The sequence below is a fragment of the Pseudomonas sp. Sample_10 genome (assembly GCF_004321495.1).
GTDB lineage: Bacteria > Pseudomonadota > Gammaproteobacteria > Pseudomonadales > Pseudomonadaceae > Aquipseudomonas.
The window spans coordinates 1-10,785 of the sequence record NZ_RCOE01000285.1 but is presented as its reverse complement, the minus strand read 5'-3'; the positions used below and the strand labels follow the sequence as shown (position 1 = coordinate 10,785).

The window sequence follows — 10,785 nt, the reverse complement described above, 5'->3', positions numbered from 1 at the left end:
TCAGCTCACCGCCGGCTTGTCCTTGAACAAAAACTCAAGCAGCTCCGGCGATTCGAGGTGATCCAGCGCCCGCTCCACCAACAAATGCACCCCGTCAGCCATGCGGCTCAGCGCCAGCGCAACGGATCGGCGTGAGCCTTCCACATCGTCCGCCAGGTCGGCGGCGATGGCGCTGATGGACAGTAAATCTTCGGAGGCGTTGGCCAACAGGGCTTCGATGTTGATGTCGTCGGCGACGGTGAAGAGGTGGTTTTTGTGGGGCTTGGTTTCGGGAGTGTCGCCAGGGGTTTCCGGCGGATTTGGAGTGACTTTGAACATGGATTGGTTACCTCAAATTGAGCGCTGAAACCAGTTCGCTTGCACGCAAATAAGGTGGCAGCAATGTGCGGGGTGCAAGACCGAGGAAACCAATCCAAAACCTCGGCAGACCCGAAGGTCTCCCGCACACAGCCGCCATAAAGCGAATACAACGAGATACTCGATGCATTACCCATGGTGTTGCCTGGATTGGACTTTTACCCGGACCTGCACGTCCGTGTCACTGCTTATTCAGTGACAAACTCAGACTAGGCTTGGGCACTTGGCCAAACAAGTTCACCGACACCACTACAACTTGAAGGAAATCTCCGACGCCGGTGTCCCCTCTAGGAACATTCCCACAGCAATTGTGTTGTCTGTGCTGACGCCATCGCTAGCAGGCTAGCTCCCACAGTAGATCGGTATTGATCGCAGGGAGTGTGTACGACATGAGCCCATGTGGGAGCTAGCCTGCTAGCGATGGCAACCTCACAGGCAACCCTACCCCCAAGGCCTCGGCTCCCCGATCAACCGCCCCTGAACCCCATACACCCCCAACTCGCGAATCACCGCCAGTTCGCCCTCGGTCTCGACCCGTTCGGCAATCAACGGCAGATCAATGCTGTGGGCCGCCCGTTGAACAGCCTCAATGAACAAGCGCTTGTCGCTCTCCTGATCAATCGCACGGATGTAGCTGCCATCGATTTTCAAGTACGCCAACCCCAGCCGCGCCAGGTTGCCGATCATGCTGAAGCGCCCGCCAAAACGTTGCAGGCTCAACGTGAACCCGAGCTCGCGCAGGCGCCGTGTCAGATCTTCAAGCATGGCTTGATCGGGCAGTTGTTCTTCGCCGATTTCCAGGGTCAGTCGCGGCCCTAGATTGGAATGCGAGCGCAGCAGCTCGAACAGCGCATTCAATGCCTGTGGATCTTCAACGGTTGCCGAAGACAGGTTCAGTGCCAGGGTCGATTCGTGGTCGGCCATCTGTTCCAGCACTAACTCCAACATCAGGCGATCCAGTCGCGCCGTCCAGTCGAACCGCTCCAGCCACGGCAGGAAGCGCCCTGCCGGAATGCTCTGGCCCTGATCGTCGATCAACCGTGACAGCACTTTGTAGTGCAGCACCAATTGCGTGTCCTGGCTCGCCACCACCGGTTGAAAAAACAAGGTGAAGCGCCGCTGCTTCAACGCCTGATCCAGCAGATCGTGCCAGGCATGATGATCGTCGCCGACACCGGCCAAAGCGCTCTGGTCAAGGCAGACCCAGTTCGAATCACCCAGGCCTTCAGCTTGCGCCAACGCCTGATCCGCCAATGCGAGCACGGATGGCGGGGCGTCGCCATAGACAAATGGCGCCAGCCCGATCGCGGCCACCTTGGCCACGTCCGTCGCACCGGTCGCATGCAGGCTGGTCATGGCGCTGTCGAGGTGCTGCGCCAACTGCAATGCTTCTTCACGCACCAGCCCCGGCGCCAGCACGGCAAATTCGCCACCACGAATGCGGGTCACCAAATTCTGGGTTTCCGGGTATCGGGCGCACGCTCTGGAAAGTTGCTCGCCGACCGCCCGCAACAATTCGTCTGTACGTTGCCCCCCCAGGCGCTGGTTGAGACCCGCCAGATCCTGAACCCGTAACAACAGCAAATAACCAGAGCTGGCCTGTTCAGGGTTACTCACCCGCGCATGCAATTGCATCTCGAAATATCGCCGGTTGGCCAGCCCGGTCAAATTGTCCTGATAAGACTCCGCCCGCAGTTTTTCACTGCGCTCGGCCTGTTCCTGAAACAGCGCCTTGAGCTTCTCGACCATCTGATTCATCGCCTGCACCACGCGCCGCAATTCAGGGGTGCGCGGCAGGTCAGGCAAGCTGAGAAACTCGCGACGGGCGATGGCGTGGGACTGCCGGACCATGTAATCCAGCGGTTTCAACTGGCGCCGCAACAACAGCGCACCCAGTATCGCGCTGACCACCCCACAGAGCAGCAACCACGCCAGACTGCCCAACGCGCTCTGCCACAGTTTGGCCAGGGCGAACATGGGGTGGCTAACCACTTCGACCCGCGCGGCCTGCTCCCAGCCACGGCTGACGATCGCGTCGCCACCGGCAGGTTCCAGCCCGATCAATTTGACGAACCAGGCCGGGACGTCGGTGTCGGCCGGGATACCGCTGCGCTCGACCAACGTCTTGTCGTTTGCCAGATCGACCACGCGAATGCTCGCGTAATAGCCGCTGTCGAAAATCGAACTGACCAGCAACTCAGTCATTGCCGGATCATCGATGTTCGGCGTCAGGGACAGCGCCAGCGCTGTCGCGGCGTCCTGGGCATGGGAACGCAGCTGATTGACGTACTGAGTTCGCGAACTCTCCAGGCTGACCATGAAGCTACCGGTGAAGGCGATGACCAGGAACAGACAGATTGCGATCAACAGCTGTTTGAACAATGACATCTGTGGGCGGCTCCTAGTTAATCGACTCGACCGGAAATCCTTCGGCCTGCATTTTTTTCAGCACGTCCTGCCAACGAGACAGACGCTTGCTGTCACTGACCCTCTGGTTGCCCTTGGCACCGGGCAACCACAACCCGTTTGCATTGAAAGAGTAGACCGGCAGCAGATCCGTTCGTTGGCTGGCTGGCCGGATATCATCGATCAGGCTGTCGAGCACCAGCGGCATGGCCTGGGGGCTCGCGTAATAGGTCAAGACCATGTGCGCACGATTCAATTGCAGCGCCTTCACGTAGGTGATGCGCAGCTTGTCACTGGCAACGCCCAGATGACGCAAGCTGAAATACTTGGCGATAGCGTAGTCCTCGCAATCGCCCGCGCCTTTGAACAGGGCTTCGATCGGCGTTTCCCAGTAATCGGCGTGATGCCACAGGTCGGCATCTTCGACGTAGCGTATGCGCTGGTTGAAGAACCGGTTGACCCGGTCGAGCTGTTCCAGTTCGCTGGCCTTGTTCTGGCTGGCCAGCAAGTATTGCCAGTCATCAATACGCTGCTGACCTTCGCCCAAAGGTCCGTACAATGCCTGCGCCCGGCGGCTGATCGACGAGAAATCCCAATCGCCCAGTACATCGCCCAGCATTACACCGGCCAACAGCATCGCACCGCACAGCCAGCACAACATCCGGGGTATCGGGAAACGTACTGGCAATGCGCGGCATCCAGGGTAGACAGTTGGAAGTCGGTTGATGGTGTAGGTTAATCCGCTAAAAAACAATGGCACGGTGAGATCACCAAGGGCGCGCTAGACTCAAAGAAAGCGCTGCGTTGCGCGTTTGACAAGCCTCCAGGCAGTTACTAGTGTCAGTTGGATCCAAAAAACCAAATAGCCAATCAGGGTGCGTAGTAGTGACACAAAAGCCCAATCCGCTCAGCAGTATCAAGGTCAACGGGCCGATTCCCGCTCACTTGGCTCGCTCAGTCATCGAGGAAACCCTGCGTTCGGCGATTCTCGATGGTCGCCTGCCCTGCGGCATCGCCCTGCGCCAGCAAGATCTGGCCGACCTCTTCGGTGTCAGCCGTATGCCGGTGCGCGAAGCCCTGCGTCAGCTCGAAGCACAGGCGCTGCTCAACGTGGTCGCCCATAAAGGCGCGGTTGTCGCGCCGCTGATTCAAGGCGACGCTGCGGAAACCTATGCCCTGCGGATACTGTTGGAGTCCGAGGCGCTGCGCATGTCGGTGCCGCTGTTGGAGATTGCTGACCTCGAACAGGCCGCCCGTTATATCGATGAGCTGGAAACCGAACACGACTACAGCGAAATCGGCCGGTTCAATCGCCTGTTCCACATGTCGCTGTACAGCAAGGCACCCAATAAGCGCCTGCTGAAACTGGTGGAAGATGGCTTGAACGAGGAAGAACGCTTCCTGCGCTTCAATCTGGAAGCAATGGGCCTGGGTAAATTGTCCCAGGAAGACCACCGGGCCATGTTGCATGCTGCCCAAGAGCGGGATGTCGACAGTTCGGTGAAGTTGCTGGTTCATCACCTCAATCGTGGCGTCGAGGTCATCACCCGTTACCTCGCCAGCCCTGAAGCCCAAAGTCGAAAACTCTCCAAGTAAAACAGTGATGAGGGAGCTTGCTCCCTTTCCGTCATGCCGCGCCCAGCCCGCTTGAAACCGAACGATCCACTTACAAATTTCCCATCCCCTTATGCCCTCTCCGATTCCCGAATTCGGTGATAGCGGCTGTCTTGAATTACGCTCACTCCTGGGGTGCCGACAACCCATGAACGGGGCGACGCATCGCAATTAAGCAGCAGCCCCCCGCACCAGGAACCTACGGAAGGAGCCTTGCCACGGGAACAGGAGAGTCGGCGCTATTCCCGGCGAACTTCCCCCTCATATCACTTCAACGATTTAACCCAAAAAGTTGCTTCGAGTGAGGCATTCACTCTTTATTAAAATTCTGACTTTTAAAAGACGGAAGGAGCAACTACGACCAAATAAAACTTATTCAAAAAGTCTTATAGAAACTTGCCGCGCCCGAAAAAGTTGAACTTTCAAATATCTGAAAAATAACTTGCCCGACACTTAATTTGTGTACTAGTTTTTCCAGGCCGACATATGGCGCCGGCTGAGAAGCCACAGCAGCAGCCCTTACAGCACCTTAACAAAATCATTCAGATTGAGGCATTCGCTCGCCACAAGAAAACTTTTACCAACAATAAAGAGTGACCACTCCTTCATACCAGACAACTAAAGGCTCGCCGATGAAACCAACCAAAGAGCATCTTGAACAAAAAAAATCGCAACTGAGTGCGCACCCGATATTCTCCGAAATACACTCACTTCCAGTATTGCGGCGTTTTATGGAAACCCATGTTTTTGCGGTTTGGGATTTCATGTCGCTGACCAAACGACTGCAACAGGAGCTGACCTGTACGCAATTGCCCTGGCTCCCGCCACGCGACCCGCAGGCGGCACGATTGATCAACGAGATCGTACTGGGCGAAGAGTCCGATGACCGCCCCGCTCAAGGCCACTACAGCCATTTCGAGTTGTACCTGGATGCCATGCGCGAAGTCGGCGCGAGTACGACCGCCGTCGAGCGGTTTGTGGCGCTGCAGCAGGAAGGCGTGAGCTATGACGTAGCGTTGCAAAGTATCAAGGTGAACCCGGCTGCTGCGCGGTTCGTGCGCCATACGCTGCACACCGCCTTGCATGCGCCTGGCCACAGTGTCGCAGCGGCATTTCTGCATGGCCGCGAGAGTGTGATTCCACAAATGTTCCAGCGCATCCTCGACGACTGGGGTATCGGTATCGAACAAGCCCCGACATTTCGCTACTACCTGGAGCGCCACATCGAGGTCGACGCTGAAGACCACGGCCCCGCTGCAGAACGACTGCTCGCGCGACTGGTCGACAGCGACCCGCAACGCGAAGCAGACGTGTACGCCAGCGCCATCGCCGCCGTAGACAGTCGCATCGCTCTGTGGGACGGCTTGCGCCTGAGCATGAACGAGCCTCTGGCGGAGGTGAACCCATGAACGCCGCCGACTATCTGTCGTTCGCCGATGCCTGGGAGAGCCGCGCCACCATCCGCACACGCCCGCGTCGCCTGCTGGAGAACGACGACAGGCTGATTTATCCGCTGAGCCGGCAACCGCTGGTTCTCAGCCAGACGTTTGTGCGCGAGTGCCCGGAGCAGCGCGACTTCGCCCTGGTGCAGACGCTCTACAAATTCATCAATGACGTGGTGATCTTCGAAACGGAAATCGTCGACAAGACCGCCCGTAGCATTGCCAAGAATCGCTTCGCCATGGCATTCCCGTTCGCCTGTCGCTACGACGCCATGACGGTGGTGGTCGATGAGGATTACCACGCGTTGGTCGCCATGGATTTCATGCAGCAGGCCATCGCCATGACTGGCATCACACCCATCGGGCTGCCTGAAGAAATCGAGTTGAGCCGGGCGATCCCGGCAGCCATCGCTATGGCACCGGAACACCTGCGCAGCGCTGTGGAGCTGATCTGCGTGGCGATTGCCGAAAACACCGTGACCGGTGACGTTGCCGCGTTCGCCAAGGACGATACCGTCAAGCAGTCGATCAAGGGCTTGATGGCCGACCACTTGCTCGACGAGGGCCGGCACTCCGGATTCTGGTCGCGGATGGTGCGCATCTACTGGCACACCGCAAGCGCAGACGACCGAGAGTGCATCGCGCGAATCCTCCCGGTGTTCATCGGCCACTACCTGACCAACGACATCCAGAAGGCCTTTGACTTCCAACTGATCGACGCTTTGCAGATCAGCGATGCCGCGCGCCAATCCCTCAAGAATGAGGTGTCCGGCCTGGCCTTCCCGATCAATCGCCATCACCCGCTGGTCGCCAACATCGTGCGGTTTTTCCGCAGCAGTTCGCTGCTCGATTCGCCGTGCGTGCAAAGCGCCTTGAGTGACTATTTGCTTTGACGAGGAACCTGTCATGAGACGTCTCGAAATTCTGCTTGCCGGCCACAGCCAGGCCCTGACCGACCTGGCGCTGGAACTCGAACAACACGGTCATGCACTGACACGGGTAACGACATTCGATGCACCCGTGCCGGAGCATCTGGATCTGATGATCGATGATGCCAGCCTGAACCCGCTTGTTTTCAGTCCTGCACCGCGCCTGACGCTGCAACTGGGCATCGGCCCTTCGGCAGCTTCAGGATTATCGCCGCTGGATCTGTTATTCACCGTTGATGCGACTTTGTTCAGTCGCGTGCCGATTGCCGATGAACCCTCGGGCAATGGTCAGGCACTGCGTCTGCGCGCAATCAAGGAACTGGTGGATCACGTCGCCCTGCTGGTCAGTCGCTACTCCCGCGACGCTGAGTATTTCCTGCTTGCACAACCGGCCATTTGCCCTCACTTCGCAACGTTCGAAAACCTGCTGTATCTCGACAGCCTCGCTTACATCCATCGCCGTAATGCAACCGCTGCAGCATGGCTGCTGGAGCTCGCCGAAATACCGATGATCGAACGGCTTGAACAGCGTTTCATTCAGAGTGCCGACAGGCCTGCGTTGACCGTTGCCGGGACCACCCTCGACTATCGCCAGTTGCACACCCTGAGCCGTGCTATCGAGCAGCGATTGCAGCCCTTGCTCAGCCAGCATGAAGCCCCGTTGGTGGTGGGAATCTGCCTGCCGAAATGCAGCGCGTTGTACGCAGGGATCCTGGCGATTCTGGGCAGCGGCGCGGTGTATTTACCCCTGGAACCAAGCCATCCGCTGCAACGTCAGCGGTTCATCCTGTCAAATGCCGGCGCGGTGTTACTCCTGCATGACGGTCGGCAGCCGCTTGCCGCGCAAATGCCGGGATTCGATATCACTTCGATCGATGCCAGCGACGTCAATCTTGAGCAACCGTTGATGCGTCAACGTCCAGCGCTTGAGGCGCCGTGCATGGCCCTCTACACATCGGGAACCACCGGCCAGCCCAAAGGCGTGTTGCTCAGCCAGGCCAATCTTGCTCACTTCACCGCATGGTATGCCGACTATGTGCAGCTGACCGAAGCGAGTCGGGTTCTGCAATTTTCCTCAGTGAGCTTTGACTCATCGCTGATCGATATTTTCCCGACGCTGCTGCAGGGTGCCGAATTGATCGTGCCTGCTGAAGACCAGCGCCGCGATCCGCTGCAACTGGTGGAGCTGATCCGTCTTCGGCAACTGAGCCACGCCTTTTTGCCACCAGCGCTGCTGAGCATTCTGCCGCTGGAGTCATTGCACAACCTCGAACACGTGATGACGGGTGGTGATGTCTGCGAGCCGTGGGTGATCCAGCAACTGACTCGCCAAGGCAATCTCCACAACCTCTATGGCCCCACCGAAGCCACCGTGCTGATTACTGCGCGGCAGTTGCAAAGGGATGACAACAACCGGACCCTCGGCGATCCGATCGCCAACAGTCAGGTGCTGATCCTCGATGATGATTTGCAACCGGTGACAGAGCATGCCGTCGGTGAGTTGTACATCGCAGGGCCCGGTGTGTGCCTGGGTTATCTGAACAACCCGCAGCAGACCGCCGAACGCTATCTGACCCTGACGTTGCCTGATGGCCAGCACTTGCGTGTCTATCGCACCGGGGACATGGCGAAGTGGACGAACGAAGGGATCGAGCTGTGCGGACGGCGCGACAATCAGGTAAAGATTCGCGGTTTCCGAGTCGAGCCTGAAGAGATCGAACGCTGCCTGCGCGACAGCCAGTTGTACCGCCAAGTGGCGGTGGTGATCGACAGCCATCGTCGAATCCTGGCCTTCCTTGCACAGCCTCAAGAACACCATGGCGGTATGGCGCGCGATGCGCTGAAGGCTCACGCCATGCAGTATCTGCCGGAGTACATGCAGCCGGTGGCGTGGACCGAACTGGCGGGCATGCCGTACGCCAGCAACGGTAAGGTCGATCGCAAAGAGCTGCTGGCGCTGCCGGTCAGTGTCAGCGAAAACACCCCGCGACGCCTGCCGGTCAATGCCGATGAAGCGCTGCTGCTGGAGATCTGGGCCGATCTGCTGGAGTTGCCGGCCGGCGATATTTCCACCGATGAAAGCTTCTTCAATCTGGGAGGTCACTCCATCCTGTTGTCGCGCATGCTCCTGCGTTTGCGCGAAGAATTCGGTCGCAGCATATCGATCAACCGCTTCATCGAACTGCCTACCATCACCAAGCTTGCGACACTGGTGCGGGGTTCAGGCCGTGAAGAAGTATTGAGCGACCAAGCCTTGGCCGATGCCTCTCGCGAACTGCATGTGCAGCCATTGCCCATCAGCCGTCTGGGCGATGTACACAAAGTCATCGTCACCGGCGCCAACAGTTTCGTCGGGGTGCACATCGTCGAAGCGCTGTTGGGGTGGGGCGCCAGTGAAGTCGCTTGTCTGGTCCGCGACGGCAACGGGCAAACGGCGGCTGAGCGGTTTGCTCAGGCGTTGCGTGAGAACCGCCTGGAGCATCTGGACCTGAGTCGGGTGCGAGTGTACGCGGCAGATATCACCCAGCCAGGCCTGGGGCTGGCCGACGAGGTCTACCTGCGCCTGGATCGAGAGTTCGGCGCCTTGGTGCACAACGCCGCCAACGTCAATCACGTACTCGATTACCAATCGCTGGCGCGGGACAACGTCGAGCCGATTTTCGAATGCCTGCGGCTTTGCGAAGGACACAGCAAAAAGATCTTCAACTTCGTCTCGACGCTCTCGGCTTCCAGCGCGGTTTCCGCAGATGGCAAGGTACTGGAGCTGCCCGCCGCGCAGACTCCACCCATCTACATCAAGAACGGCTACAACCTGTCCAAATGGGTCGGCGAGCGGATCCTGCAACGGGCGCGGGAGCGCGGTGTGCAAGTCAATATCTATCGCCCCGGCAACATCAGCTTCAACAGCCTTACAGGCGTCTGCCAGCCACACAAGAACCGTTTGATGTTGATGCTCAAAGGCTCGATCCAACTGGGCCAGGTGCCGGAGTTCGCGCTGAATTTCGATCTGATGCCGGTGGACTTCCTCGCCCGCTTCATCGCCTTCCATGCCAGCCGCTATCAGTCGGAAAAAGCGGTGTTCAACCTGCACAACCCCGAGCCCCTGAGCTGGGACCGATACGTGGCGTCGTTTCGTGAAGCCGGGCAGGAATTTTCATTGGTCAGCGTTGCAGACTGGCAGCAGCAACTGGCTCGGGTCGACAGCGATAACGCGCTGTTCGGCGTGCTCGGCTTCTACCTCAACGGCTTTGAAGAAGACATCGGCGACATCTCGATGATCGGTCACGACAACGCCCAGGCCGGTGTGTGGCAGATGGGCGCGTGTTATCCGGAAAAGACCACGGCGCTGCTGCGCCGTGGCTGCGACTACCTCAAGGAAATCAATTTCATCTGAGTCATCCCAACCCGCACGGAGCAAAACCATGAGCACTCTGCAACCCGATACCCTGATCCAAAATCCACAAGGCTGCCACGTTGTATCCTCGGTGGAAATCCCTGCCGAGGCCGCACGGGTCTGGGCCGTTGTCGGCAACTTTGCCGGCTTCGACCGATTCATACCTGCGCTGTCGCACATTGAAATGACGGGTGAGGGAGTGGCTTCCCTGCGCAAAAAGCACTTCAGGGACGGCAACCTTGTCGTCGAGCAACTCAACTCCCACGACGATCACACGATGAGCATGACCTGGACCACGATCTACAACACCCTGGGTGTGGCCAATCTGTGGGCGGCGATGCAGGTGACTCCCATTGATTCAGGCAAATCCGTTGCGACCTGGACGATCATCGCCGAACCGGCGCAGGGAGGTGCTGGCGCGATGCCGGGGTTCCAGGCGTTCGTCCAGGGCTTTGCCGATGATGCGATGAACAATGTGTTGAAGTTATTTGTATAAGGCTTTTGTTTTGCGGTGACCGCCAACGGCTTTTGGCTGCCCTGAAACGACAAAACCCCTGTCTGCGTTAGCAGACAGGGGTTTTGGATTTGAATCTTGACGATGACCTACTCTCACATGGGGAAACCCCACACTACCATCGGCGAT

At 58.4% G+C, this 10,785-nt stretch carries 8 protein-coding genes; 5 read left to right on the top strand and 3 right to left on the bottom strand.

Annotation, left to right across the window (positions count from 1 at the left end; all coding sequences use genetic code 11):
- From D8U18_RS27040 to lapG, 3 genes are all read right to left on the bottom strand, one after another.
- Positions 1-318: a DUF6124 family protein gene (locus D8U18_RS27040; RefSeq protein WP_130904531.1), complete on the bottom strand. Its 318-nt coding sequence runs from the start codon at positions 316-318 to the stop codon at positions 1-3.
- A gap of 480 nt (positions 319-798) precedes the next feature.
- Positions 799-2,745: a cyclic di-GMP receptor LapD gene (lapD, locus tag D8U18_RS27035; RefSeq protein ID WP_056852033.1), complete on the bottom strand. Its 1,947-nt coding sequence runs from the start codon at positions 2,743-2,745 to the stop codon at positions 799-801.
- Between the two features lie 13 nt (positions 2,746-2,758).
- Positions 2,759-3,451, bottom strand: coding sequence for a cysteine protease LapG (gene lapG / locus D8U18_RS27030; protein WP_131109076.1), 693 nt, complete (start codon positions 3,449-3,451; stop codon positions 2,759-2,761).
- 197 nt (positions 3,452-3,648) lie between these two features.
- On the opposite strand from lapG, the gene D8U18_RS27025 reads away from it, so the two are divergent.
- From D8U18_RS27025 to D8U18_RS27005, 5 genes are all read left to right on the top strand, one after another.
- Positions 3,649-4,359, top strand: coding sequence for a GntR family transcriptional regulator (locus D8U18_RS27025; protein WP_131109074.1), 711 nt, complete (start codon positions 3,649-3,651; stop codon positions 4,357-4,359).
- A 650-nt stretch (positions 4,360-5,009) separates the two neighbouring features.
- A complete protein-coding gene (locus D8U18_RS27020; RefSeq protein WP_131109072.1) occupies positions 5,010-5,786 on the top strand; it encodes a DUF3050 domain-containing protein in 777 nt (258 codons plus the stop codon).
- Positions 5,783-6,712 (top strand): diiron oxygenase, encoded by a 930-nt coding sequence (locus D8U18_RS27015; RefSeq protein ID WP_131109070.1) that lies wholly within the window; start codon positions 5,783-5,785, stop codon positions 6,710-6,712. The genes D8U18_RS27020 and D8U18_RS27015 overlap by 4 nt, the downstream gene beginning before the upstream one ends.
- A 13-nt stretch (positions 6,713-6,725) precedes the next feature.
- The gene (locus D8U18_RS27010) at positions 6,726-10,142 is read left to right on the top strand and encodes a non-ribosomal peptide synthetase (protein ID WP_131109068.1); all 3,417 of its coding nucleotides are present in this window, start codon (positions 6,726-6,728) and stop codon (positions 10,140-10,142) included.
- Positions 10,143-10,170: 28 nt separating this feature from the next.
- A complete protein-coding gene (locus D8U18_RS27005; RefSeq protein ID WP_056852027.1) occupies positions 10,171-10,638 on the top strand; it encodes an SRPBCC family protein in 468 nt (155 codons plus the stop codon).
- Positions 10,639-10,785: the final 147 nt, after the last annotated feature.